This window comes from Micromonospora sp. NPDC047670 (genome assembly GCF_043204915.1).
GTDB lineage: Bacteria > Actinomycetota > Actinomycetes > Mycobacteriales > Micromonosporaceae > Micromonospora.
This window is the reverse complement of record NZ_JBIDDA010000009.1, coordinates 183,185-208,368: the sequence shown is the minus strand read 5'-3', so window position 1 is coordinate 208,368 and position 25,184 is coordinate 183,185. Positions and strand designations below refer to the sequence as shown.

Genomic DNA, 25,184 nt, shown 5'->3' with positions numbered 1-25,184 from the left:
GCCGGGACGCGAAAAGGGCACGGCCGCGGTGGCCGTGCCCTTTTCACCTGCCTCGCCCGGGAAGGCTCACTCCCCCGGCGTCGACTTGGCGATCTGCATCAGGAACTCGATGTTGGTGCGGGTCTGCTTGAGCTTGTCGAGCAGGAGGTCCAGCGCCGCCTGCGAGTCCAGCGAGTGCAGGACCTTGCGGAGCTTGTGGATGATGGCCAACTCCTCCGGCGCGAGCAGGATCTCCTCCTTACGCGTGCCGGACGGGTGGATGTCGATGGCCGGGAAGGTGCGCTTGTCGGCGATCTTCCGGTCCAGCTTCAGCTCCGCGTTGCCGGTGCCCTTGAACTCCTCGAAGATGACCGTGTCCGCCATGGACCCGGTCTCCACCAGCGCGGTGGCGAGGATGGTCAGCGAGCCGCCGTTCTCGATGTTGCGGGCCGCACCCAGGAAACGCTTCGGCGGGTAGAGCGCGGTGGAGTCGATACCACCCGACATGATCCGGCCGCTGGCCGGCGCCGCCAGGTTGTACGACCGACCGAGCCGGGTCACCGAGTCGAGCAGCACGACCACGTCGTGGCCCAGCTCGACCAGGCGCTTCGCCCGCTCGATCGCCAACTCCGCCACCGTGGTGTGGTCCTGCGGCGGACGGTCGAACGTCGCCGCGATGACCTCACCCTTCACCGACCGCTGCATGTCGGTGACCTCTTCGGGGCGCTCGTCCACCAGCACCACCATCAGGTGGCACTCCGGGTTGTTGTGCGTGATCGCGTTCGCGATGGCCTGCAGCACCATCGTCTTGCCCGCCTTCGGCGGCGACACGATCAGCGCGCGCTGGCCCTTGCCGAGCGGCATGACCAGGTCGATCACCCGGGTGGTGAGGATGTGCGGCTCGGTCTCCAGCCGCAGCCGCTCCTGCGGGTACAGCGGGGTGAGCTTGTAGAACTCGGGCCGGCGCTTCGCCTCGTCCGGCTCCATCCCGTTGATGGTGTCCAGCCGCACCAGCGGGTTGTACTTGTCCCGCCGCTGCTCACCGTCGCGCGAGGCGCGCACCGCACCGGTGATGGCGTCACCGCGCCGCAGGCCGTACTTCTTGATCTGGGACATCGAGACGTAGACGTCGTTCGGGCCGGCCAGGTAGCCGGTGGTCCGCACGAAGGCGTAGTTGTCGAGCACGTCGATGATGCCGGCCACCGGGACGAGCACGTCGTCCTCGCCGACCTGCGGCTCGCGCCCGGCCTCGCCGCCGCCCTCGGCCCGCTCGCCCCGGCCACGGCGACGGTCCCGGAACCGGCTGCGCCGGCCACGCCGGCCGCCACTCTCGTCGTCGTCGCCGTCGGTGTCACGCTCGGCGCGCTGGCCCCGGTCGCCCCGTTCGTTACGGTCGCCCCGCTCGGCACGCTCACCGCGCTCGCCCCGCTCGGTGCGGTCGGCACGCTCGGTGCGGTCGCCCCGCTCGGCACGCTCGGTGCGGTCGCCCCGCTCAGCCCGCTCGCCCCGCTCGCCCCGCTCGCCCCGCTCGGCACGGTCGGTGCGGTCGCCACGCTCGGTGCGCTCGGCACGCTCGGTGCGCTCGGCACGCTCGGTGCGCTCGGTGCGCTCGGCACGCTCGGTGCGCTCGCGGCCACGGCCCTCGGCCCGGTCGGCACGCTCGCCGGCCTCGGCCTCCTCCGTGCGGGTCTCCGCGGGACGGGCCTCGGCGGCCCGTGCCTCGGCGGCGGCGGCCCGGCTGCGCCGGGTGCGGCCACGACCCTCGGTCTCGACTGCCGCCGGCTCCGCCGGGGCCTGCTCCGCGGTCCGCCGCTCGGCCTCCGGCCGCTCGGTGGCCTCGCGGACCCCGGCGTGGACCTCCTCACGGGCGGGAGCGGCGGCGGCCGCGACCTCGGCCCGCGGTCGAGGGGTCCCGGCGGCGGCGCCGCCCTGCCGCTCGGAGATCGCGCTGATCAGCTCGCCCTTACGCATGCGAGCCGTGCCCGAGATGCCGAGCGACGCGGCCAGGCTCTGCAGCTCCGGCAGCAGCATCGCCGACAGGCCGGTGCCGCTACGCCGACGACGGGCGGGGGCGGCGGCGGTGGTGGCATCGCCAGCGACGTTGGAAACATCCGACGTCACGTCGGTGGTGTCGCTCAATGGATTCCTTCCCTCGATAGGCCGGGACTGCCCGGAGTCGAAAAGCAAGGTGGCCGGGCGGCCTCGGTGCACCCGCCTCGCATGGACGCGTCGCGGGAGTCTGTGACACAGCAGCCGGTCGGTTTCCCGACTCACCGACGTCGGTGAGCAGGTCTCGCCGTCTGCGGCGACCTGTGAAGACTGCGGTGCGGCGTGGGCCTAGGCAGGGGTGACGGGCTGACCGCCGAAAGCTTCGGGGGTGCGCCGACCCGCAGGGAGATCGCATGCTTCGCGGCTGTGCTAAGTCTAGAGCGTAATCAACTCTTCCGACCTGCGGCAACAGGGTCCCGCTCCGCGTGTCCCAGTCTACCCCGAGCGACCCGTGCGCCGCTCCCGTCCGGGTCCAACCGCCAGACCTGCCAACCTGTTCCCGGTTCGAAGCCCTCGGGCGGCCCGTCGAGGGCCAGGACGGTCGGGCCCGCCCCACTGACCACAGCCGGCACACCCGCCGCACGCAGCGCCCTGACCAGGGCGGCGCTGCCCGGCATGCCGTCGGCGCGGTAGTCCTGGTGCAGCCGGTCGACGGTCGCCGGCAACAGCAGCGCCGGCTCGGCGGTCAGCGCGTGCACCAGCAGCGCGGCCCGCCCGGCGTTGAGCGCCGCGTCCCGGTGCGGCACGGTGGCCGGCAGCGCGGCCCGCGCCGCCGCCGTCAGCCCTCGCTCCTGCGGCACGAAGACCGTCGGCCGTACGCCGGCGGCGACCGGCAGCGACACCGCCCGCGCCCCGGACGGCTCCGTCCAGGCCAGGGTGAAGCCCCCGAGCAGGCAGGGCGCCACATTGTCCGGGTGGCCCTCGATGTCGGCGGCGAGCCGCAGCGCGGCGGCGTCGTCCAGCCGGACCTCCCCGTCGGTCACCAGGGCCCGGGCCAGCAGCACGCCGGCGACGATGGCGGCCGAGGAGGAGCCCAGCCCGCGGGCCTGCGGGATGCGGTTGACGCACTCCACCGCCAGGCCCGGCGGCTGGCCGCCCAGCGCGTCGAAGGTGGCCCGCATGGCGCGGACGACCAGGTGCCGGTCGTCGGTCGGCAGCTCCCCGGCGCCCTGCCCCGTCACGGCCACCGTGACGCCCTCCGCCGTGACCTCGGCGGCCACGTCGTCGTAGAGCGCCAGGGCGAGCCCCAGGGCGTCGAAGCCCGGCCCCAGGTTGGCGCTGGTGGCGGGGACCCGGACCCGGACCGGATCGGAGGCGAATGTCGGCACGGGCTCATGCTAGGGCTCCGCACCGACGTCGCGGCCTTCCGCCCGCCGGGTGGGACGGGTCACGCGCCGGCCGGACGATCGCGCCCCGGTACCGCCGGGCGGCGGCGGGCGGTCGGACTGGCGCCGCTCCGCTAGCCTGACCCGAGCGTCGGCCGTGGGGAGGCAGGGTGGGCGATTTCGGGTACGTGGCGACGGTGACCGCCGTCGAGGCCCCCACGGTGCTGGTGCTGCTGGTCGGCATCGTGCTGACCGCGACGGCCGGGCGCCGGCTGCCCCGGCGACCCCGGCTGCTGGCCCTGTCCGGGCTGGGAGTGCTGCTGGTCACCTCGGCGCTCAGCCTGGCCTGGATCGTGCTGATGCCCCGCATGTTCACCGCCGACTGGGGGCGGTCCAACTTCCAGCTCGTCAACACGGCGTACGGCGTGGTGCAGGGCCTGGCCTACCCGCTCGGGCTGGGTCTGGTGATCGCGGCGGTGCTGACCGGGCGCCGGGCGGGCGACGCGCAGGCCAACCCCTGGGGCGGCTGGCCGCCCGGCGGGCCCGCGCCGGCCCTCACCGGGCAGCCCGCGCCCACCCCCGGGTGGACGGCGGACGCCTCTGCCGTGCCGGGGGCGCCGGGTCAGTGGGGCGGCCGGTCCCGGCCGGACGGGACGGGCGGGGCGGGACCGCTCTGACCGTCGGACGGGTCAGCGCGCGGGGGTCGGGTCCCCGACCGGGTCGGTGAGGGAGAGCCCGCGGGTGGCGATGCGCCAGCCGACCGCGTAGACCAGCGTGACCAGGCCGCAGCCGGCCAGCACCACCCGCTCGTCCACCGCGTCCACGACGGCCGCCACCGCGAGCTGGCTGACCGAGATGGCCAGGGTCGCCAGCATCATGTCGGTGGCGAAGACCCGCCCGCGCAACCGGTCGGGCACCTCGCCCTGCAGGGCGAAGTTCGACATCACCCAGTTGCTGCCGCCGGCGAAGTGGGCGACGAAGACCAGGGCCAGCACCAGGGGGAACCAGCCGGCGACCGAGATGCCGAGGTAGGCCAGGCCGTAGAGGGACATGGACAGCGCCAGCCCGGACAGGAGCCAGGCCCGGTTGGTCAGCACCCGGCGCATCAGGATCGGCCCGACCAGCGCCCCCGCCCCGCGGACCGCGAAGAGCAGCCCGGTCCCGACCGGCCCGACGCCGTACACTGCCGCGAGCAGCGGGAAGACCGTCAGCACACCGTTGCCCAGGCCGACCGCGGACTTGACGGTGACCAGCGCCAGCACCCTCGGGCGGTGCCCGATGTAGCCGAGCGCCTCGCGGATCGCCGCCCAGGTCTGCTGCGCCGGCCGGTCGGCGTCGCGGGGCGCCTGCAACGGTCGGCGGATCAGCCCGGCCAGGCCCGCCGCGACCGCCAGCCCGACCGCCGCCACCCAGAAGCAGGCGTACGGGCCGGCGGCGGCGCTGAGCACGCCGCCGAGCGATGCGCCGACGACGGTCATGGTGCCCCAGGCCGACCCGGCGACGGCGTTGCCCGCGGCCAGCTCGTCGGGGTCGAGCACGTTGGGCAGGGCGGCCTGCGCCGCCGGGGAGTAGAACGCCTTGGCGACCGCCACCACGCCGATCCCGACCATCGCCAGCCAGGCCGTGCCGGCGCTGCGCACACCGAGCAGCAGCAGCACGCCGAGCAGGGACGCGACGTTGGCGCCGATCATGATCTTGCGCCGGTCGAACCGGTCGGCGACCGTGCCCGTGTACGGCAGCAGCAGCGCCACGATGCCGGTGTCCACGGCGAGCACCAGGGCGCCCCACACCCCGCTGCCGGTCAGGTCCGGCAGGAGCACCAGCAGCGGCACCATGACGAACCAGTCGGCGCCGAAGACCACCAGCTCCGCCAGGAAGAGGTTGCGGAAGTTGCGGTTGCGGGCGAGGACCGAGACGGTGGACGGCACGTCCGGACCCTACCCGGCGGCGGCCGACGCGCCACGACCTGCGGCGGGTACCTGACCGAACACGAACGCCCCCGACGGCGGACCCGTCGGGGGCGTTCGCGGACGTGCCGGGTGCTACTCCGCCGGCGGCAGCGGGGACCGGCGGCTCTTCGGCAGCCGCAGCACCTCGAACTGGTCGGTGCCGTCCAGCAGGGCGGCCGACGGCGCCGGCTGGGCGGACGCCTCCGCGCCCGTCGACGCCGCCGCCGGCACCCGGGCCGGCTCGCCGGGCTCCGGCCCCGTCGCCGGGGCGTCGGCCGGCGGTGCGGCGGGGGCGGCCGGCGCGCCACCGGAGCGGCGGGCCCGCCAGGAGCGGATGCTCTCCTTGGTGTTCTCCGCCATCGTGTAGAGCGTCGGCACCAGGATCAGGGTGAGCAGCGTCGAGCTGAGCAGGCCGCCGATCACCACGATCGCCAGCGGCTTGGAGATGAAGCCGCCCTCCCCGGTGAGGCCGAACGCCATCGGCAGCAGCGCGAAGATGGTGGCGACCGCGGTCATCAGGATCGGCCGCAGCCGGCGCCTGCCACCCTCGACCACCGCCTCCCGGACCCCCATGCCCTGCGCCCGGTACTGGTTGATCAGGTCGAGCAGCACGATCGCGTTGGTCACCACGATGCCGACCAGCATGAGCACGCCGATCAACGCCGGCACGCCCAGCGGGGTGCCGGTGGCCAGCAGCAGGCCGATCGCGCCGGTCGCCGCGAACGGGACGGAGATCAGCAGGATCAGCGCCTGGGTCAGGCTGCGGAACGTCGCCACCATGATCAGGAAGACGATCGCGATGGCCGCGAGCACGGCCAGGCCCAGGTCGGCGAAGGCCTCCTCCTGGTCGGCGCTGACGCCGCCGATGGCGAAGGTCGCCCCCGGCACGTCGATGGCGTCCAGCTTCTTCTGCAGCTCCTGGGTGGTGGCGCCGAGGTTGGAGCCGGTGGCCGTACCGGTCACGGAGACGCTGCGCTCACCGGCGATCCGGGTCACCTGCTGCGGCCCCTCGGCAACGGTGACCTCGGCGATGTCGTCCAGCTTCACCGGCCCCACCGGCAGCGCGCGCAGTTCCTCGACGGAGACCGGCACCTTGCCCGCGTACCGCAGCACCACGTCCCGCTGCCCGCCGTCCAGAGTCACCTGGCCCAGCGGCGCGCCCCGGAACGCCTGCGCCACGAACTGGCCGACGGCGGCCTCGGTGAGCCCGACCCGGCCGGCGGCGACGCGGTCGACGGTGACGTCGACGCGCGGCACCCGGGTGGCGAGGCTGGTGGAGACGTCCTCCACGTCAGGCACCGCGGCCATCGCCGCCCGGACCTCGTCGGCGGCCCGGGTCAGCGCCTCCGGATCGGTGGCCTGGACCACGACCTCCAGCTGGTTGGCGGCGGCCCCGCCCTGCCCGGCGCCGAAGCTGACCTCGCCGACGGCCGCGCCCAGCGCGTCGATCTCCTTGCGCAGAACCTCCCGCATCTCCTTGGCGTCGGTCTCGCCGCCGAGGGCCAGCGACCAGGTGGCGACGTTGTTGCCGCCGCCCGCGAACGGGTTGTCCCCGCCGCCCGCGGTCACCTGGTACGTCTCGATGCCGTCGGTGCGCTCCAGCACCGCCTCGATCTGGCGGGCCGCCGCGTCGGTGCCGGCCAGCCCGGTGCCCGCCGGCAGCTCCTGCGTCATGCTCAGGGTGTCCTGGCCGGAGTCGTCGATGAAGTTGGTCTCCAGCTGACGGGACAGGCCGAACGTGCCGAACAGCACGAGCACGCCGAGCCCGAGGGTGATCCAGCGGGTGGCCCGCTTGCGGGTGGCGAACCCGATCACCGGCAGGTACGCCCGCTGCAACGGACTGCGCAGCTCCTTCTCCTCCGCCGCCCGGCGCACCGCGGCGTCGTCGGCCGTGCCGCCGGAGGGCTTGAGGAACCAGTAGGCGAGCACCGGGATGACGGTCAGGGAGACGAGCAGCGAGGCGAGCAGGGCCACGGTGACGGTGATCGCGAACGGCGCGAACAGCTGCCCGACGAAGCCGCCCACGAGCGCGATCGGTGCGAAGACGGCGACCGTGGTGAGCGTGGACGCGGTCACCGCGCCGGCCACCTCGCGGACGGCGGCGAGGATCGCCTCGCGCTTCGGCTCGCCGTACTCCAGGTGTCGCTTGATGTTCTCCAGCACGACGATCGAGTCGTCGACCACCCGGCCGACCGCGATGGTGAGCGCGCCGAGGGTGAGCAGGTTCAGCGAGTAGTCCCCGATCCAGAGCGCGATCAGGGCGACCACCACCGAGAGCGGGATGGAGACCGCGGTGACCACGGTGGAGCGGATCGACAGCAGGAAGACCAGGATGACGATGACGGCCATGACCAGGCCCAGCAGGCCCTCGGTGGTCAGGCTCTCGATGGACTTCTCGACGAACGGCGCCTGGTCGAAGACCACGGTCAGCTCGGCGCCGGAGGCCTCGCGCAGCTCGGCCAGCCGGTCCCGGATCTCGTGCGAGATCTCCACCGCGTTGCCGTCCGGGGCGGCCGTGATCGCGATGCCGAGACTGTCCTTGCCGTTGGTCCGGGTGATCGCGGTGGCCGGAGCGAGCTGCTGCTCGACGGCGGCCACGTCGCCGAGGCGGACCGGAGCCGTCTTCCCCGCCGCCGGCGCGACGACGATGCCGCGCAGGTCGTCCAGCGTGGCGAGCGGGGTGCCCACCTGCACGGGGAGCGCCCGGCTGCCGTCGGCCACCGCGCCGGCCGGCACCGTCACGCCGTTGGTCTTGAGTGCGGCGCCGATCGCGGTCGGCTGGAGCTTCGCCGCCGCCAGCTTCGCCGGGTTCGGGGTGACCACCACGACGTCGTCCCGGGCGCCGGTCACGTCGACCGACCGCACGCCCTCGATCGCCTCCAGCTCCGGCACGACCGCGCCGCGCAGCTTCTCCGCGAGGGCTCGCTGGTCGCCGCCGCCGGAGGCGGCGAGCACCACGGCGGGCAGGTCGTCGGTGCTGCCGGCGATGACCTGCGGGTCGACGCCCTCCGGCAGCTGCGTGTCGATCCGGTTGAGCGCGGTCTCCATCTTGTTGACCACGTCGTCCAGGTCGGTGCCGAACTCGTACTGCACCTGGACGGTCGTCGAGCCCTCGCGCGAGGTCGAGGTGATCTTGTCCAGGCCGGGGATGGCCTGGAGGCTGTTCTCGATCGGCTCGGTTACCTGCGACTCGACGACCTCCGGGCCGGCGCCCGGGTACGCCGCCACGATGAATGCGGCCGGGAACTCCAGCGACGGCAGGAGTTGCTGCTTCAGCGACGGCACGGCGAACAGTCCGAACGCCGTGGTCACCACCGCGATGAGGGCGATCAGCCCTCGATTGGCGAGGCTGAATCTGGCGAGCAGCGACATCGGCGTGGCTCACTCCTGGAGGAAACGGTTGCGGGGGCGGGAAAAGTGTCCCCCACCCGCTCCGCCCCGCACCGGCCGCCCCCGCTCCCGGTCCCGCTCACAGGACGGGTGGGACCGGGTGCGGTGCAGGTGTGGTTCAGGCCAGGTCCAGCGAACGGGCCGCGGCGAGGGGGTCGTTGGCGATGGTGATCGGGGCGGGGGCGGTGGAGATCGCCCACTCCGGGTCCTTCAGGCCGTGGCCGGTCACCGTGCACACGACCGTGGAGCCGGCCGGGATCCTGCCGGCGGCGGCCTGCTGGAGCAGACCGGCCACGCTGGCGGCGCTGCCCAGCTCGACGAAGACCCCGACCTCGCGGGCCAGCAGCCGGTACGCGGCCAGGATCTCCCGGTCGGTGACGGCGGCGATCAGGCCGCCCGAGGAGTCGCGGGCGTCGAGGGCCCTGGTCCAGCTCGCCGGGTTGCCGATCCGGATGGCGGTGGCGATCGTGGACGGCTCGCGGACCACCTGGCCGGTGACGATCGGCGCCGCGCCGGCCGCCTGGAAGCCGTACATCCTCGGCGCGCGGGTGGCGTTGCCGTCGCGCAACTCCTCCGAGTAGCCCAACCAGTAGGCGGAGACGTTGCCGGCGTTGCCGACCGGCAGGCAGTGGATGTCGGGCGCGTCGCCGAGCGCCTCGACGATCTCGAACGCGGCCGTCTTCTGGCCGTGCAGCCGGTCGATGTTGACCGAGTTGACCAGGGCGACCGGGTAGTCCTGGGCGAGCTTCGCCGCCAGCGCCAGGCAGTCGTCGAAGTTGCCGGTGACCTGGAGCAGCTTCGCGCCGTGCACCAGCGCCTGGGCCAGCTTGCCCAGCGCGATCTTGCCCTGCGGCACGAGCACCGCGCAGGTCAGGCCGGCGCGGGCCGCGTACGCCGCCGCGGAGGCGCTGGTGTTGCCGGTGGAGGCGCAGATGATCGCCTTGTTGCCGGCCTCGACCGCTTTGGAGACCGCGAGCGTCATGCCCCGGTCCTTGAACGAGCCGGTCGGGTTGGCCCCCTCCACCTTGAGGTGCACGTCGCAGCCGAGCCGGGCGGAGAGCACCGGCGCGGGCAGCAGCGGGGTGTTCCCCTCGTGCAGGGTCACGACCGGGGTGGCGTCGGTGACCGGCAGACGATCCCGGTACGCTTCGATCAGGCCCCGCCACATGTCGCTCTCCTCGCTCTATCGCCCCGTCGGGCCGGGGCACCCTCAGCGTGGACCAGCCTGCCCGGCCCGACGGCGGCGCACCCGGCGTTAACCACCTGGCGAGACGCGAACGCGGCCGGGCCCCCGCCGGCCCGCGCGCGTCGCGCGGACCGACCCCCGACCTGCCCGGGGCCGGCGAAGCGCGGGGGCACCGGCGGGCCGGAACGGGTCACGCCTCGCCCTCGACCCGCAGCACGCTCGCCACGGAACGGACGATGTCCAGCCCGCGCAGCTCGCGCACGGTGGCGGCGAGCGCCGCGTCCGGCGCCACGTGGGTGACGATGACCAGGTCCGCGTCCTCGCCGCGACCGGCGGCGCCGCCGCCCGCCGGGCCCTGCCGCACGGTGGCGATCGAGACGTCGTGCCGGGCGAAGACCCCGGCCACCGCCTCCAGGACACCGGGACGGTCGGCCACGTCGAGGCTGACGTGGTAGCGGGTCAGCGCCTCCCCCATCGGCCGCACCGGCAGGTCCGCGTACGCGGACTCGCTGGCCGAGCGCACCCCGGCGAGGCGGTTGCGGGCGACGGCCACCACGTCGCCGAGGACCGCGCTGGCGGTCGGCGCGCCGCCCGCGCCGCGGCCGTAGAACATGAGCTGGCCGGCCGCCTCGGCCTCGACGAAGACCGCGTTGAACGCGTCGCCGACGCTGGCCAGCGGGTGGGTCAGCGGGATCATCGCCGGGTGCACCCGCACGCTGACCGTCTCCCGGCCACCCGTGTCGGTGCCCCGCGCGGCGATGCAGAGCAGCTTGATGGTGCACCCCATGGCCTTGGCGCTGGCCACGTCGGCGGCGGTCACCTCGGTGATGCCCTCCCGGTGCACGTCGGCGGCGCTCACCCGGGTGTGGAACGCCAGCGAGGCGAGGATGGCCGCCTTGGCCGCCGCGTCGAAGCCCTCCACGTCGGCGGTCGGGTCGGCCTCCGCGTACCCCAGCTCGGTGGCCTCCTCCAGCGCCTCGGCGAAGCCGGCGCCGGTGGCGTCCATGGCGGAGAGGATGAAGTTGGTGGTGCCGTTGACGATGCCGGTGACCCGGTTGATCCGGTCCCCGTGCAGCGACTCGCGCAGCGGGCGCAGCAGCGGGATCGCCCCGGCCACGGACGCCTCGTAGTAGAGGTCGCCGCCGCCCTCGGCCGCCGCGTCGTGCAGGGCCGCGCCGTCCTCGGCGAGCAGCGCCTTGTTGGCGGTGACCACGCTCTTGCCGGCCCGCAACGCCTCGACGAGCCAGCCCCGCGCCGGCTCGATGCCGCCGACCACCTCGACCACCACGTCCACGTCGTCGCGCTTGATCAGCCCGAGCGGGTCGGTGGTGAACAGCGTGGGGTCGACCGGCAGGTCGCCCCGGTCGCGGCCGAGACGGCGTACGGCGATGCCGGCGATCTCCAGCGGGGCGCCGATCCGGGCGGCGAGGTCGGCCGACTGCTCGTGCAGCAGCCGGACCACCTCGCTGCCGACCGTGCCGCAGCCGAGCAGCGCCAGGCGCACAGGTGACGTCATCCCACATCCAATGCGAGCAGGTCCTCTTCGGTTTCCCGCCGGACGATCAGGCGTGCCTGGCCGTCCCGCACCGCGACCACGGGGGGCCGGGGTACATGGTTGTAGTTGCTGGCCATGCTCCGGCAGTAGGCGCCCGTGCCGGGCACCGCGACAAGATCTCCGGGCTGCACGTCGGCGGGCAGGAATTCATCCTTCACCACGATGTCCCCGGACTCACAGTGCTTTCCCACCACGCGGGCGAGCATGGGCTCGGCCGCCGACGCCCGGGAGGCCAGCGTCGCGGAGTAGGACGCGTCGTAGAGCGCGGTGCGGATGTTGTCGCTCATCCCGCCGTCCACGCTCACGTACGTGCGGATTCCGTCGACGTCCTTGACCGTGCCGACCTCGTAGAGGGTGAACACGGCCGGCCCGACGATCGCCCGGCCCGGCTCGATGGAGAGCCGGGGCACGGCGAGCTGCTCGGCCGCGCACTCCCCGTCGACGATCTTGCGCAGCCGCTTGGCCAGGTCCTGCGGCGTGGACGGGTCGTCCTGGGTGGTGTACGCGATGCCGAAGCCGCCGCCGAGGTCCAGCTCGGGCAGTTCCACCCCGCGCGCGTCGCGGATCTGCGCCTGGAGGGCGAGCACCCGGCGGGCGGAGACCTCGAAGCCACTGGCGTCGAAGATCTGCGACCCGATGTGCGAGTGCAGGCCGCGCAGCTCCAGCACGTCCTCGTCGAGGATCTTGAAGGCGGCCGCCGCGGCGGCCCCGCCGGCCAGCGAGAAGCCGAACTTCTGGTCCTCGTGCGCGGTGGCGATGAACTCGTGGGTGTGCGCCTCGACGCCGACGGTGACCCGGATCAGCACCTTCGGCCGGACGCCCCGCTCGCGGGCCAGCGCGCTGAGCCGGTCGATCTCGGTGAACGAGTCGACGATGATCCGCCCCACCCCGACGTCGAGCGCCCGGGTCAGCTCGGCGACCGACTTGTTGTTCCCGTGGAAGCCGATCCGCTCCGCCGGCATCCCGGCGGCGAGCGCGGTGGCCAGCTCGCCGCCGCTGCACACGTCGAGGTGCAGGCCCTCCTCGTCGATCATCCGCACCACCGCGCGGCAGAGGAACGCCTTGCCGGCGTAGTAGACGTCGACGCCGGCGAAGGCGTCGCGGAAGTCGCGGCAGCGCGAGCGCAGGTCGCCCTCGTCGAGCACGTACACCGGGGTGCCGAACTCGGCCGCGAGATCGCGGACGCCGAGCCCGGCCACGGCGAGCGCGCCGTCCGCGCCGCGCGTCACGTTGCGCGGCCACAGCTGCGGCACCAGGGCGTTGACGTCGGCCGGGGTACGCAGCCACGCCGGCCCCCGGCTGCCGATGTCCCCGTGCAGGGCGCCGGCCTCGTGAGCTCGCATGTCACATCCTCTCGGGCGCGGAGACGCCGAGCAGGCGCAGCCCGTTGGCGATCACGGTGCGGGTGGCGTCGTTGAGCCATAGCCGGGCGCGGTGCAGGTCGGTGATCTCCTCGTCGCCGCGCGGCAGGATCCGGCACTCGTCGTAGAACCGGTGGTAGGCCCCGGCCAACTCCTCCAGGTAGCGCGCCACCCGGTGCGGCCCCCGCAGCTCGGCCGCCGTGGCGACCACGGCGGGGAACTCGGCGAGCGCCTTGAGCAGCTCGTTCTCCTTCTCGTGGGCGAGCAGCTCCGGACGGAACGCCTCGGCGTCGCCCCGGGTCAGCCCCACCTCGGCCGCGTTGCGGCCCACGCTGGCCGTCCGGGCCGCCACGTACTGCACGTAGTAGACGGGGTTGTCGCGGGTGGCCCGGGTCCACAGCTCCACGTCGATGTCGATCGGCGAGTCGCTGGAGTAGCGGGCCAGCGCGTACCGGGAGGCGTCCACGCCGATCGCGTCGACCAGGTCCTCCAGGGTCACCACGGTGCCGGCCCGCTTGCTCATCCGGACCGGAGCCCCGTCGCGCACCAGGTTGACCAGCTGGCCGATCAGGATCTCCAGGTTGCGCTCCGGATCGTCACCGAAGCACGCGGCCATCGCCTTCATCCGGCCGATGTAGCCGTGGTGGTCGGCCCCCAGCATGATCACGACCCGCTCGAAGCCGCGCTCGCGCTTGTCGAGGTAGTAGGCGCAGTCGGCGGCGAAGTACGTCCACTCGCCGTTGGACTTGCGCAACACCCGGTCCTTGTCGTCCCCGAAGTCGGTGGTGCGCAGCCAGGTCGCGCCGTCGGCCTCGAACGTGTGGCCCTGCTCGCGCAGCCGGTTGAGCGCGTGGTCCAGCTCGCCCCGGTCGTGCAGGTCCTTCTCGTTGAAGTAGGTGTCGAACTCGACCCCGAAGCCGCGCAGCGAGGACTTGATCTCGGCGAACATCAGCGCGACGCCCTCGGTCCGGAAGACCTCCTGGGCGGCGGCGTCGTCCAGCTCCAGCACGTCGGGACGGACGCCCCGGACGGCGCCGGCGATCTCCGTGACGTACGCCCCGGCGTAGCCGTCCTCGGGGGCGGGCTCACCCTTCGCGGCGGCCAGCAGCGAGCGGGCGAAGCGGTCGATCTGCGAGCCGGCGTCGTTGAAATAGTATTCCGTGCCGACGTCGGCGCCGGTGGCGCGCAGCAGCCGGCTGAGCGCGTCGCCGACGGCCGCCCAGCGGACGCCGCCGATGTGCACCGGGCCGGTGGGGTTCGCCGAGACGAACTCCAGGTTGATCTTCTGGCCGGCGAGCCGGTCGCTGCGGCCGTACTCCTCGCCGGCCTCGACGATCGTCCGGGCGAGCTGGCCGGCGGCGGCCGCGTCGAGCCGGATGTTGAGGAAGCCCGGGCCGGCGATCTCCACCGACTTGACCCCCGGGGCCCGGCCGAGCTGCTCGGCCAGGGCGGTGGCGAGCTCGCGCGGCGGGACGCCCACCTTCTTGCTGAGCTGGAGCGCCAGCGTCGAGGCGTAGTCGCCGTGCTCGGGGTTGCGGGGTCGCTCCACCGCCGTGGAGCCCGGCAGGGCGGAGCGGTCCAGGCCCCGCTCGGTGAAGACGGCGTGGGCTGCGGAGAGGACGACCTCGGCGAGTTCTGCGGGAGTCACCGATCCATGTTATCGGGGGTAGACTCGGCACCCGCGGCGGCGACCCAGAGTGTGAACCGGCCCGCCGGATCCCCTGACCGACCGACCTGACGAGGCACGATGAGCATCAGCACACCGGGTGGCGGCCCCGAGCGCCGTCCGACCGTGGTCAGCACCGGCAAGAAGCCGGCGGCGGGCCGGCCGGCCGCCGGCGCCAAGGCCGGGTCCGGCAAGCCGACGGGTCCCCGTCCGGGCGCCGGGGGCAAGGGCCGCAAGCCGGTCACGCCGGTGAAGGTGAGCCAGGGCCGCTCCTGGGGCCCGATCGCGCTCTTCGTCGCCGTGGGCGTGCTCGCCGCGTCGATCATCGGCTACGGCGCCTGGGCGGCATTCCAGGGCTCCAAGCCGTGGGAGGACCGGGCGGCCGCGATCGACGGCATCGTCAACTTCCGGGAGAAGGACAAGAAGCTCGTCGAGGGCGGCAACCACCAGGCGGGTGCCATCACCTACTCGGTGCTCCCGCCGGTGGCCGGCCCGCACAACGCGGCCTGGCAGAACTGCATGGGCGACACCTACGACGCCCCGATCGCCAACGAGCACGCGGTGCACAGCCTGGAGCACGGCACGGTCTGGATCACCTACCGCCCGGACCTGCCCGCCGACCAGGTGGCGAAGCTGAAGGAGAAGGTGCAGGGCAAGGAGAAGCTGATGCTCAGCCCGTTCGAGGGGCTGGACAAGCCGATCTCCCTGCAGGCCTGGGGCTACCAGCTCAAGGTCGACAACGCCGACGACGGCCGGATCGACGAGTTCATCAAGACGCTGCGGGTCAACGCGTCGATCGAGGGCCCGACCGCGCTGTGCAGCGAGGGCATCACCGCCACCGGCACCACCCCGCGCGACGGCAACCAGATGCCGCAGGGCTGAGGAGAGCGATGAGCACCCCGACCACGATCGAGGCCAGCGAGCTGGACGGCCCGGCTCCGGAGCAGCGGCGGCCGTCCGGGCGCCGCTGGGGCACGGCCGCGCTGGCGCTCGCCGTCGTGGTCGGGCTGCTCCTCGGGTACGCCGGCGGCCTGCTGACGCCCCGGCTGACCCGGCCGGGCGACGCCTCGGTCGAGGCGGGTTTCGCCCGGGACATGATGACCCACCACGCGCAGGCGGTGGAGATAGGCATGATCGCCTTCGACAAGGGCACCGACCCCGAGGTGCGCAGCATCGGCGGCGACATCGCCGCCGCCCAGCAGGGTGAGATCGGCACGATGCAGACGTGGCTGCGTTCGTGGGGGCTCGACCCCACGGGCAGCCAGCCGGCGATGTCCTGGATGTCCGACGGCGCCGGGCTGGTCAAGGACGGCCTGATGCCGGGCATGGCCACCCCCGAGGAGATGGCGAAGTTGCGCGCGGCCGAGGGCCGCGAGCTGGACACCCTCTTCCTGCGGATGATGATCAAGCACCACCTGGGCGGTATCCACATGATCGACGGCGTGCTCGACGCCAGCGACGAGGCCGACGTGGTCAGGACGGCCCAGACCATGAAGAACACCCAGCGCAACGACCTGACCAACCTCCAGAACGCGCTGGAGCGCCTGGGCGGCTGACCCCGCCGCCGCCCCCGCCCGCTGTCCGTCGAGAGGTCCGCGTCACCGCCGGTTTTCCGGCCGACGCGGACCTCTCGCCCGTTCCGGGGTTGCCCGCCTGCCCGGTTTGATGCCATACGTGGGCGACTGTGCGGTCCGACCGATTACAACACTAAGAGAATTTTCTCCACACATATCGTGACCAGTTGCGATTCGGGCTCGTTGCGCAGGACGTGGGGGTTGCACTGAGAGACGCACGGCGTTCCGTCACCAGCTGGTGCCGGCGCCACACCATCGGCGGCGACGGGGCGGTGGCAGCCGTCCGTCGCGGACAGCGGCAGGGCGAGCCGGGGACGCTCAGCCGCGAACAGGAACTCGAACTGATCGACGTCCTGCGGGGCGTCTACCCCGACGACCTGGGCCTGGACGAGGAGTTGTGGACGCGGCAGAGCCTGCACACCCTCATCCAGGGCCGTTTCGAGGCGGCCATGGACGCCGGGGCGGTCGGGGCGTACCTGCGGGCCTGGGGGTTGGGTCCGCGGGAGCCCCGGGAGCGGGCCTGCGGGCTCTGCGTCGGCGCGGTCGAGCGCTGGGTGCGCAGCGAGTACCCGGCCATCACCCGGGCGGCCCAGGAGCACCTCGCCGAGGTCTACTGGATCGGCCGGGTACGCCTGCGCGGCACCATGCCGGCGGCGGACGTCATCTCCGCCGTCTCGTCCCGGGGCCGGGTGCGCTTCATGATCACCACGCCGTCGGTCGACCCGCCGCTCCCCCGCGACTTCGTGCTGCGGCTCAGCGGCGAGGAGCAGCGGACGGTGCACCTGATCGTCGACGGCTCCTGGCCCCGCAACGAGTGGCCCCGCCGCCTGCCCCGCCGCATCGTGCTGCACCCGCTGCCGAGCTGCGGTCGCTCGCTCGCCGCCTGAACCACCCGCCGGGGAGGGCGACGCGCCCCGGCCCCGGATGGACGCGGGCGCCCGCCGCCCCCTCGCGGCGCGGCGGGTGCGTGCCCGTGACGGCTACGGGGCAGCCACCGGACGCGCCGGGCGGCCGGTGGCCGCGTGCAGCGCCGTGGCGATGACCTCCGAGCTGTCCGCGTGCAGGGCCTGCACCGCCGTCTGCCCCGTCACGGCCAGGTAGGTGTCGACCAGCCTGTTGCCGACGGCGTACCCGGCCCCGGTCGGCAGTCCCACCGGCGCGGCGCCGAAGCGCTCCGCGCTGGCGTCGCCGTGCACCCAGGCCGTGAAGTTCTCCATGCCGGTCACGCCGAGGCCGGACACCACCTTGGCGAAGACCGCCTCGTCGTGCAGGTGCGGCACCCCGATGCGGGTGTAGCCGAGTTCGTCACCGTGAAGCTGGCGGGCGAACGCGTCGGCCAGCCCCTCCGAGACCACGTGCTCGCCGACCGTGACGGTCGTCGGGCTCCACACGACCCCGCCCGGACCGTAGCGCAGGTTGTGGTGCAGCTCGTGCGCGGCGGTGGCCGCCAACCGTGCCACGTTCTCCGGGTAGGGCCACAGCGTGATCAGGATGTATCCCGATATCCCGCCGTTCCCGGTGACGCCGAGGCTGGGCCCCATGAAGTGTTCGTCACCAGGGTCACCGAGCACGACCAGCACGGTGATGTCCGGCACCTCCAGCCCCGGCGTCGCCGCCAACTGCACGGCGAGCGCGTCGTCGAGGGCGCGCCGCACCCGTTCCCAGGCCCCGGCCGTCGCCAGCGTCTCCAGCGCGTCGAGGCAACGCGCCTCGTCGCGGTCGAGGGGAAATCCGGACGCCATCCGGTGCATCGCCACCAGGTCGACCTCCCCGGGGAAGTAGCGGTACATGCCGCTGGCGGGCTCGAGCATCGCGCGCAGCATGGCGACGCGATCCGGGACCGGGGCCCGCAGGATCCGCTTCATGGCGGGGTAGGTGTCGAGAACCGTGATCGTCATGTCGGCCGACGCTAGACACTGACGCCGCGTCAGGGTCAACCGAAGGGGCGGCCGGGGCCGGGGCTCTGGACGCCGGACCCGGCGCGGGCGCCCGACACGGCGGGATGGCGGATACCGATTCGGTGATCACAGGAGGCGTTTGCTACTCTTCTCCAGTCGCTGAGCCCCCGTAGCTCAGGGGATAGAGCACCGCCCTCCGGAGGCGGGGGCGCAGGTTCGAATCCTGCCGGGGGCACCAGAGTCGACCAAAGGCCGCTGACCAGGGCAAACCCGGTAAGCGGCCTTTCTCGTGTGCCGGCCGTGTCCGGCCGTCGAGCGGCCGGCGACGGGTGCCCGCGCCGAAGTTCCGCCGCGGCCGCCGGTCCGCCCAGCTCTGCGGCGGGAGTTGACCGTGGTCTGCCGGCAGGCCGGACCACCCGTGGCGGTGGCCAGCAGCAACCCTGCGGCGCGGCCCCTACCCGACAAGCTGGTCCTCGACGAACCGCAGCCTCTCGACCACCTTTCCGTCCTCGCTCTTGTCATAGATGTCGTATCGCTTCCGCGGGTCGACATCCGACCATCTCATCGCCGCGATGAGATCGTTCTTGTGATGTTCCAGCCGGTCCGTGTTCAGGTAGCCCTCATCGGGCTGCCAGTCCCTCGGCAGATCGTCGCTCTCCCGGTAGAAGTACATGTGGAAGAGCCGGGACTTCCCCGCCGCCACGTCGATCCCCCCTTCGATCGGGTGCTCCTTGCCGTACTCCTCGACCAACTCCTTCAATTCCGTCAGGTCTTCGGGTGGGTTCAGGATCATGTAGTGCTTCCGGACGGTCACGTCTACCTCGTCCCCCTTGCCGAAGACCTCCTCCGTGTTCTCGATCTCGAAGATCCTGGTCTCCCCCGAATCCTCGTTCCTCGCGCACCCGACCAGGCTCAACGGAACGAAGAGCACACCGACGATCAGGGCTAGAACCTTCGCGTGGGCTCTGATCACCAGATCCTCCTCGAAAACGGGCTGGCCGCCCCCGCCCGACGGGGGACCGCGAGGCACGACACGACGACGGCGCGGGCCGATGCGGCGCGGAATCGCCATGAACGCGAGGCGGGGGGCAGCGCGATCATGAGCGGGACACTACCTAACGGATCATGGTCGCCACCGGACACGTGCCGGCCGCGGGAGAGCCCGTGCGCCGGGTGCGTGCCGGCGCCCACCGTCTCGCCCGCCCGGCCGGCGTTCGCACTGGTGAACGGCAGGACCCCGACCGAAAGAGGCGCATCCGTCCCGGGGGCGCAGGTGCGGATTCTGCCGGGGCGGGCGAACACGAACGGGGCGGACGCTCGCGCGCCCGCCCCGGTGGCCGTCCGGCTCAGGTCCGTGGCGCGGTGTCCCGAGCCCAGCGCAGCAGCGCGGTGAAGGCCAGCGCGGACGTCACCGCGCCGCCCACGAGGCGCACCCGGTGCCCGGCGACGAACTCGGCGGCGACCTGACGCAGGTACTCCGGGGAGTGCGTGCCGACCGGGTCGACGAACATGATCTCGTTGCGCGGCCAGAAGAAGAACACGGAGAACAGGAACTCACAGCCGAGGAACACCGCCGCCGCGCCGACGATCCACCACCGCAGCCGGGGGTTCCGCCAGGTGAGCACCACCGCGGCGAGACAGGTGAGGACGACGACGGCGCCGAGCGGCGGGAAGTAGTCACTCGGCCCGCCCGCCACCAGGAACTCGCGGGCGCGGTCCAGCGACGCCGGCGGGTCGTCGAAGATGTTCGGGTAGAGCATCACGGTCTCGGCGGCGACGCCGCCGAACGACAGCATCGACGCCCACACCAGAGCGACGAGCACCGTCCAGGTCAGCCTGTTGCGGGTCATGGTTCCTCCTGCCGATCCGTCGCGCCGGCAGACGCCGTCCGCGTGGTCGTCGCCGACGCTAGGCCGACCGACCGTCGCCGGTCTGCCGCCCGGAAGCGCGAATCCGGGTCGCTTCCGGGCGTGCGCCGGGGCCGGCCGGTCGCCCGCCCGCGCGTCCGCGGTCGCTTCCCGACGTAGCCCGCGACCCCGAACGGACGCCCTCGGGCGACAGTGCCGACGCCCGGTTGGCCCTACGCTCGTGGCGTGCCGGTATCCCGCCCCACCCGCACCGACGCCCTGCTCGGCCTGGCGACCTTCTGCCTGGTCGCGACGGCCGTCGCCACCGGCGACAGGCCGGAGGCCCCGGTGGCGTACGGGTTCGCGGTCGGGTTCGGGGCCCTGCTGCTGGTCGCCCGGGCCTGGCCGGTGCCGGCGCTGCTGGCGACCGCGCTCGGCATCACGGCGTACTACACGTTCGGCCTGCCGCCGATCGGCCTGGCCGCCCCGGCAGCCGCCGTCCTGTACGCGACGGCGGAGCGGGGCCGGGTGCGGTGGGCGGCGGTCGTCGGTGGGGCGTTGCTGACGGTGTCGGTGGTGACGCGGTTGGCCGAGGGCGACGACACCGCCATCGTCCTCGGCTTCGGCCTCGGGTCCGAGGCGGCGCTGATGCTGGCCGTCGTCGCCCTCGGCGACGCCGTCCGCAACCGGCGCTCGCTGCGGGCCGAACTGGCCCGGCAGGCGCTCGTGGCGGCCGAGGACCGGCGGCGGGAGGCCGCCCGGCAGGTGGAGGCGGAGCGGCTGCGCATCGCCAGGGAGGTGCACGACACCCTGGGGCACACGATGTCCGTGGTGACGCTCCAGTCCGCGGTGGCGCAGGAGGCGCTCGCCGACAGCGCGCCGGAGCGCGTGAGCGCGGCGCTCGCGGCGATCCGCTCGGCGGGCGGCAGCGCCATGGCCGAGTTGCGCGCGACGCTGGGCACCCTGCGCGGCGACGCCGGCGTCCGCCGGCCACCGCCGGGGATCGACCAGCTCGCCGCCCTGGCCGAGGGAGTCAGCCGCAGCGGACTCCCGGTCGACCTGTGCGTCGACGGCGACGTCGACACGCTGCCGGCCGTGGTGGGCACGACCGCCTACCGCGTCGTGCAGGAGGCGTTGACCAACACGCTGCGGCACGCGCGGGCCACGAGGGTCGAGGTCACCGTCCGGGCGACCGGCTCGCAACTGGCGCTGGAGGTCGTCGACGACGGCCGTGGCGTCGCGGCGTCCCCGGGGCAGGACGGCGGCAGCCAGGGGCTGCGCGGGATGTCCGAGCGGGTGGCCCTCCTCGGCGGGACCGTCCACACCGGCAACGCCGGGACGGGCGGCTTCCGGGTGTCCGTCCGACTACCGCTGTCCGGACCTCGCGCATGACGCCCGTCCGCGTCGTCCTGGTCGACGACCAGCACCTCATCCGCGCCGGACTCCGCGCGCTGCTCGAACGCGCCCCGGACATCACCGTCGTCGCCGAGGCCGCCGACGGGGCCGCCGGCCTGTCCGCCGTCCGGGCCCGCCGGCCGGACGTCGTCCTCATGGACGTACGCATGCCGGGCACCGACGGGATCGAGGCGACCCGGTGGATCCTGGCCGACCCCGACCTCGCCGACGTCCAGGTCGTCATGCTGACCACCTTCGACGACGACGAGTACCTCTTCGACGCCATCCGCGCCGGGGCGGCCGGGTTCCTGCTCAAGGACACCGCGCCCGACGCCCTGCGTGCCGCCGTACGCACCGTGGCGGGCGGGGACGCGCTGCTGTCACCCGCCGTCACCCGTCGCGTGCTCGCCGCCGCCGCCCGCTCCCCCGTGCCGGACCACGCCCGGCTCGCCGGGCTCACCGAGCGGGAACGTGACGTCCTCGCCCAGGTCGGCGCCGGACGGTCCAACGCGGAGATCGGCGCCGCCCTGCACCTCAGCCCGGACACCGCCCGCACCTACGTCAGCCGCCTGCTCACCAAGCTGAACGCCCGCGACCGGTCCCAGCTGGTCGTGATCGCCTACGAGAGCGGGCTCGTGCGACCCGGCGAGCGGTGAGCCGCCGGCACCGGAGCGGTGGCGGGGACCGGGGCGGCGGTGCGCGTACGTCAGCCGGCGGCGCGGCGGGCGCGGGCCCGGCGCTTGCCCTCGTGCATGGCCTGCACCCGGGCGATCGGGATGGTGTGCCCCTCGGCGACCAGGTCCGCCGGGAGCTGCTGCGGCGCCGGCATCCGCTCGGCCCACGGGTCCCGGTCGGCGACCAGCGCCGGGACGGTGCGGATCGTGAAGTCCGCCGGGGCGACGTCGCCCAGGTCGGCCCAGTCCACCGGGAAGGAGACCGGCACGCCCGGCCGCAGCCGAGGGCTGTAGGCCGCCACCACGGTCGCCCCACCGGCGCGGGTCGAGTCCACGAACACCCTGCCGCCCCGGTCCTCGCGGATGAAGGCGGTGGTGGCCAGGGCCGGGTCCAGCCGTTCGGCGCGGGCCGCGACCGCGCGGGTGGCGGCGGCCATGTCCTCCACGGCGGCGCCCGGCGCCACCGGCACGAAGACGTGCACGCCCTTGGCGCCGCTGGTCTTGACCGCGCCGGTGAGCCCGGCGTCGGCGAGCGCCTGCCGGACCAGCAGGGCGGCGGCGACCGCCAGCCCGAACGAGTCGCCCTCCGGCGGGTCGAGGTCGAGGATCAGGTGGGTGGGGCGGTGCAGGTCGTCGACCGTGGCCAGGGTGGGGTGGTATTCCACGGCGCGCTGGTTGGCGAACCAGAGCAGGGTGCGCCGGTCGTCGCAGAGCGCGTACGAGACCTCGCGGTGGGACGCTTCCGCCCAGACCGAGGTGCGGCGCACCCAGTCCGGGGTGTACTTCGGCAGGTTCTTCTGCATGAACGGGGGCTGCCCGGGCCGGACCCGGATCACCGACAGCGGCCGGCCGCGCAGCGGTGGCAGGATCCGCTCGCGCACGGCGTCGAGGTAGTCGACCAGGTCCCGCTTGGTCGCGTCGTCGCCGTCGGACAACGGCTGGTCGAGGTTGGTCAGCGACACCCCGTCGCGGGTCTCGTCAGCGCGACTCATCCGACCACCTTCGCGGCCCGGCGGCCGGCGGTCAACCGGACGCGGCGGACTGATCCGCGACAAACGGGTCGCCGCCGGCCCGCACGACGCGGAGCAGCCGGTCCGTGTGCGCGCGGGCTGCGGCGTACAGGCCACCGCCGAAGCTGACCCGGGCCACCCCGAGGGCGGCCAGCGCCGACACCGCCGGCGCGCCGGGACGGGCGAGCGCGTTCACCGCGCCGGGCACGGCCGCCACCAGCGCGGACAGCGCCGCCGGGTCGGCGAGCAGGATCGGGTAGACGCAGTCCGCGCCGGCGGCGAGGTAGCGGGTGGCCCGGCGGACCGCCTCGGTCAGCCGGGCGGCGGGATCGCCGCCGGACCCGAGGAAGACGTCGATCCGGGCGTTGAGCACCACGGGCACCCCGGCCGCGTCGGCCGCCGCCCGTACCTCCGCCAGCAGGTCGGCCTGCGCCCCGGCATCGGCCAACCGGCCGGTACGCGGGTCGGAGTCCTCCAGGTTGAGCCCGACCGCCCCGGCGTCGAGCAGGCGCTCCACCAGCTCGACCGGGCGCAGCCCGTACCCCCGCTCCAGGTCCGCGGTGACCGGGACGGCGACCGCGCGGGCGACGCGCGCGACGGCGGCGAACATCTCCCCGGGCGGGGTGGCCTCGCCGTCGGCGTGGCCCAGCGACTCGGCGACGGCGCTGCTGCTGGTGGCGACGGCCGGATAGCCGGCCTCGACGACGCGGCGGGCGGAGCCGGCGTCCCAGGCGTTGGGCAGGACCAGCGGATCACCGGGCCGGTGCAGCGCGCGCAGCGCCTCCGCCCGGCCCGCGAGGGTGTCGGTCATGCGCCGATTGTCGGCCGGCCACCGCCCGCCTCTAAGCTCCAATCCCGTGCCGATGGACTGGGCCGCTTTCGGCGTCGACCTGCACCTGGAGCTCGACGCGTCGACCGGCCGCCGGGCCGGGCTGGAACGGGCGCTGCGCGACGCGATCCGCGACGGGCGGCTGGCCCCGGCCACCCGGCTGCCCGCCACCCGGGCGCTCGCCGCGCAGCTCGGCCTCTCGCGGGGCACGGTCAGCGCCGCGTACGACCAGCTGGTCGCCGAGGGATGGCTGGTGGCCCGGATCGGCTCCGGCACCGAGGTCAGCCCGCTGCGCCGCACCGCCCCGGCGCCGGCCGCCGTCCGGCCCGGCCCGGACGCGCCCCGCTACGACCTGCGCCCCGGCAGCCCCGACCTGGGCACCTTCCCGGTCACCGCCTGGCTGCGCGCGACCCGGCGGGCGCTGGCCGCCGCCCCGCCGGCCGCCTACGGCTACGGCGACCCGCGCGGGCGGGTCGAGCTGCGCACCGCGCTCGCCGGTTACCTGGGCCGCGCCCGGGGCGTCCTGGCCGACCCGGACCGGATCGTGGTCACCACCGGGTACGTGCAGGCGCTCGCGCTGCTGGTGGGCGTGCTGCGGGACGCGGGCCGGCCGGTGCTGGCGATGGAGGACCCGGGGCTCGCGTTCCACCGGGAGGTGGCCCGCCGGCAGGGCGGCACGGTGCTGCCCCTGCCGGTGGACGCCCACGGCGCCCGGACCGACCTGCTCGGCGCGACCGCGCTCGCCGACGTGGCCGCAGCGGTGCTGACGCCGGCACACCAGTACCCGACCGGGGTGACCCTGGCTCCCGAGCGCCGCCGCGCGCTGACCCGGTGGGCCCGCGACCGGGACGCGCTGGTGATCGAGGACGACTACGACGGCGAGTTCCGCTACGACCGGCAGCCCGTCGGCGCGGTCCAGGGCACCGCGCCGGAGCAGGTCGCCTACGTCGGCACCGCCGCCAAGACCCTCGGCCCCGCGCTGCGCCTGGCCTGGGTGGTGCTGCCGGCCCGGCTGGTCGAGCCGGTGGTGGAGGCGAAGCGCCACCTGGACCTGCACTCCGAGACGATCGGGCAGCTCGCGCTCGCCGACCTCATCGACGGCCACGGCTACGACCGGCAGGTCCGCGCGGTACGCCGGCACTATCGCCGCCGCCGGGACCTGCTGCTGGGCCGGCTGGACGCGGCCGGCGGCCGGTACGCGGTGGGCGGCGTCGCCGCCGGGCTGCACGCCCTGGTCGAGCTGCCGGCCGACGGGCCGAACGAGTCGCAGGTGCTGGCCGAGGCCGCCCGCCACGGGCTGGCCCTGGGCTCCCTCGGCCGGCACCGGCACGCCCCCGGCGGACACCCGCAGGGCCTGGTGGTCGGCTACGCCACCCCGCCCTCGCACGCCTACCCCGGCGCCCTCGACGCGCTGGCCCGAGTGCTGCCCACCCGACCCGCCCCCTGACCACCCCACCCCTCTCCCCACCCCCGCCCCTCGCTCCCGCCCCCTCGCGC

The 25,184-nt window shown here is 74.2% G+C and carries 20 protein-coding genes and 1 tRNA gene; 8 read left to right on the top strand and 13 right to left on the bottom strand.

Translation table 11 applies throughout. The features are described from left to right. Positions 1-66: 66 nt before the first annotated feature. Both rho and thrB read right to left on the bottom strand, forming a co-directional pair. Positions 67-2,118 (bottom strand): transcription termination factor Rho, encoded by a 2,052-nt coding sequence (rho, locus tag ACGF7U_RS22465; protein ID WP_393109554.1) that lies wholly within the window; start codon positions 2,116-2,118, stop codon positions 67-69. Between the two features lie 296 nt (positions 2,119-2,414). Continuing rightward, positions 2,415-3,356: a homoserine kinase gene (thrB, locus tag ACGF7U_RS22460; protein ID WP_393109553.1), complete on the bottom strand. Its 942-nt coding sequence runs from the start codon at positions 3,354-3,356 to the stop codon at positions 2,415-2,417. A 167-nt stretch (positions 3,357-3,523) separates the two neighbouring features. Between thrB and ACGF7U_RS22455 the strand changes: the two genes are divergently transcribed. Continuing rightward, positions 3,524-4,030: a hypothetical protein gene (locus tag ACGF7U_RS22455; protein WP_393109551.1), complete on the top strand. Its 507-nt coding sequence runs from the start codon at positions 3,524-3,526 to the stop codon at positions 4,028-4,030. A 12-nt stretch (positions 4,031-4,042) separates the two neighbouring features. Here ACGF7U_RS22455 and ACGF7U_RS22450 read toward each other — a convergent pair whose 3' ends face one another. The 6 genes from ACGF7U_RS22450 to argS form a co-directional block, all read right to left on the bottom strand. Then, positions 4,043-5,281, bottom strand: a complete 1,239-nt coding sequence (locus ACGF7U_RS22450) for an MFS transporter (protein WP_393109549.1) — start codon at positions 5,279-5,281, stop codon at positions 4,043-4,045. Between the two features lie 114 nt (positions 5,282-5,395). Continuing rightward, entirely contained in the window at positions 5,396-8,674 is a 3,279-nt protein-coding gene (locus ACGF7U_RS22445; protein ID WP_393109547.1) for an efflux RND transporter permease subunit, read from the bottom strand. Between the two features lie 136 nt (positions 8,675-8,810). Then, positions 8,811-9,860, bottom strand: a complete 1,050-nt coding sequence (thrC, locus tag ACGF7U_RS22440; protein WP_393109545.1) for a threonine synthase — start codon at positions 9,858-9,860, stop codon at positions 8,811-8,813. A 208-nt stretch (positions 9,861-10,068) separates the two neighbouring features. Beyond that, positions 10,069-11,382 (bottom strand): homoserine dehydrogenase, encoded by a 1,314-nt coding sequence (locus ACGF7U_RS22435; protein WP_393109640.1) that lies wholly within the window; start codon positions 11,380-11,382, stop codon positions 10,069-10,071. Positions 11,383-11,390: 8 nt separating this feature from the next. Next, positions 11,391-12,776 (bottom strand): diaminopimelate decarboxylase, encoded by a 1,386-nt coding sequence (lysA, locus tag ACGF7U_RS22430; protein ID WP_393109543.1) that lies wholly within the window; start codon positions 12,774-12,776, stop codon positions 11,391-11,393. Position 12,777: 1 nt separating this feature from the next. Beyond that, positions 12,778-14,442: an arginine--tRNA ligase gene (gene argS / locus ACGF7U_RS22425; RefSeq protein WP_393109541.1), complete on the bottom strand. Its 1,665-nt coding sequence runs from the start codon at positions 14,440-14,442 to the stop codon at positions 12,778-12,780. A gap of 99 nt (positions 14,443-14,541) precedes the next feature. On the opposite strand from argS, the gene ACGF7U_RS22420 reads away from it, so the two are divergent. The 3 genes from ACGF7U_RS22420 (at position 14,542) to ACGF7U_RS22410 (ending at position 16,921) form a co-directional block, all read left to right on the top strand. Next, a complete protein-coding gene (locus ACGF7U_RS22420; RefSeq protein ID WP_393109539.1) occupies positions 14,542-15,342 on the top strand; it encodes a DUF3105 domain-containing protein in 801 nt (266 codons plus the stop codon). An 8-nt stretch (positions 15,343-15,350) separates the two neighbouring features. Then, positions 15,351-16,016, top strand: a complete 666-nt coding sequence (locus ACGF7U_RS22415; RefSeq protein WP_393109537.1) for a DUF305 domain-containing protein — start codon at positions 15,351-15,353, stop codon at positions 16,014-16,016. 212 nt (positions 16,017-16,228) lie between these two features. Further along, positions 16,229-16,921 (top strand): winged helix-turn-helix domain-containing protein, encoded by a 693-nt coding sequence (locus tag ACGF7U_RS22410; RefSeq protein ID WP_393109638.1) that lies wholly within the window; start codon positions 16,229-16,231, stop codon positions 16,919-16,921. 93 nt (positions 16,922-17,014) lie between these two features. Here ACGF7U_RS22410 and ACGF7U_RS22405 read toward each other — a convergent pair whose 3' ends face one another. After that, the gene (locus ACGF7U_RS22405) at positions 17,015-17,932 is read right to left on the bottom strand and encodes a DUF2268 domain-containing protein (RefSeq protein ID WP_393109535.1); all 918 of its coding nucleotides are present in this window, start codon (positions 17,930-17,932) and stop codon (positions 17,015-17,017) included. Between the two features lie 163 nt (positions 17,933-18,095). Here ACGF7U_RS22405 and ACGF7U_RS22400 point away from each other — a divergent pair. After that, positions 18,096-18,170, top strand: a tRNA-Arg gene (locus ACGF7U_RS22400). 216 nt (positions 18,171-18,386) lie between these two features. On the opposite strand, the gene ACGF7U_RS22395 is transcribed toward ACGF7U_RS22400, so the two are convergent. Both ACGF7U_RS22395 and ACGF7U_RS22390 read right to left on the bottom strand, forming a co-directional pair. Further along, complete coding sequence (locus tag ACGF7U_RS22395; protein WP_393109533.1) at positions 18,387-18,905, bottom strand: hypothetical protein; 519 nt, start codon at positions 18,903-18,905, stop codon at positions 18,387-18,389. Between the two features lie 373 nt (positions 18,906-19,278). Further along, positions 19,279-19,782, bottom strand: a complete 504-nt coding sequence (locus tag ACGF7U_RS22390; RefSeq protein WP_393109531.1) for an anthrone oxygenase family protein — start codon at positions 19,780-19,782, stop codon at positions 19,279-19,281. Positions 19,783-20,025: 243 nt separating this feature from the next. Between ACGF7U_RS22390 and ACGF7U_RS22385 the strand changes: the two genes are divergently transcribed. Both ACGF7U_RS22385 and ACGF7U_RS22380 read left to right on the top strand, forming a co-directional pair. After that, positions 20,026-21,171, top strand: a complete 1,146-nt coding sequence (locus tag ACGF7U_RS22385; RefSeq protein ID WP_393109529.1) for a sensor histidine kinase — start codon at positions 20,026-20,028, stop codon at positions 21,169-21,171. Further along, a complete protein-coding gene (locus ACGF7U_RS22380) occupies positions 21,168-21,830 on the top strand; it encodes a response regulator (RefSeq protein ID WP_393109527.1) in 663 nt (220 codons plus the stop codon). Before ACGF7U_RS22385 ends, ACGF7U_RS22380 begins: the two co-directional genes overlap by 4 nt. 50 nt (positions 21,831-21,880) lie before the next feature. Here the strand turns inward: ACGF7U_RS22380 and ACGF7U_RS22375 are convergent, their stop codons facing one another. Both ACGF7U_RS22375 and ACGF7U_RS22370 read right to left on the bottom strand, forming a co-directional pair. Then, a complete protein-coding gene (locus tag ACGF7U_RS22375) occupies positions 21,881-22,840 on the bottom strand; it encodes a DNA polymerase domain-containing protein (RefSeq protein ID WP_393109525.1) in 960 nt (319 codons plus the stop codon). A 31-nt stretch (positions 22,841-22,871) separates the two neighbouring features. Next, positions 22,872-23,669: an isocitrate lyase/phosphoenolpyruvate mutase family protein gene (locus ACGF7U_RS22370; RefSeq protein WP_393109523.1), complete on the bottom strand. Its 798-nt coding sequence runs from the start codon at positions 23,667-23,669 to the stop codon at positions 22,872-22,874. Between the two features lie 52 nt (positions 23,670-23,721). Between ACGF7U_RS22370 and ACGF7U_RS22365 the strand changes: the two genes are divergently transcribed. Beyond that, entirely contained in the window at positions 23,722-25,134 is a 1,413-nt protein-coding gene (locus ACGF7U_RS22365) for a PLP-dependent aminotransferase family protein (RefSeq protein WP_393109521.1), read from the top strand. Positions 25,135-25,184: the final 50 nt, after the last annotated feature.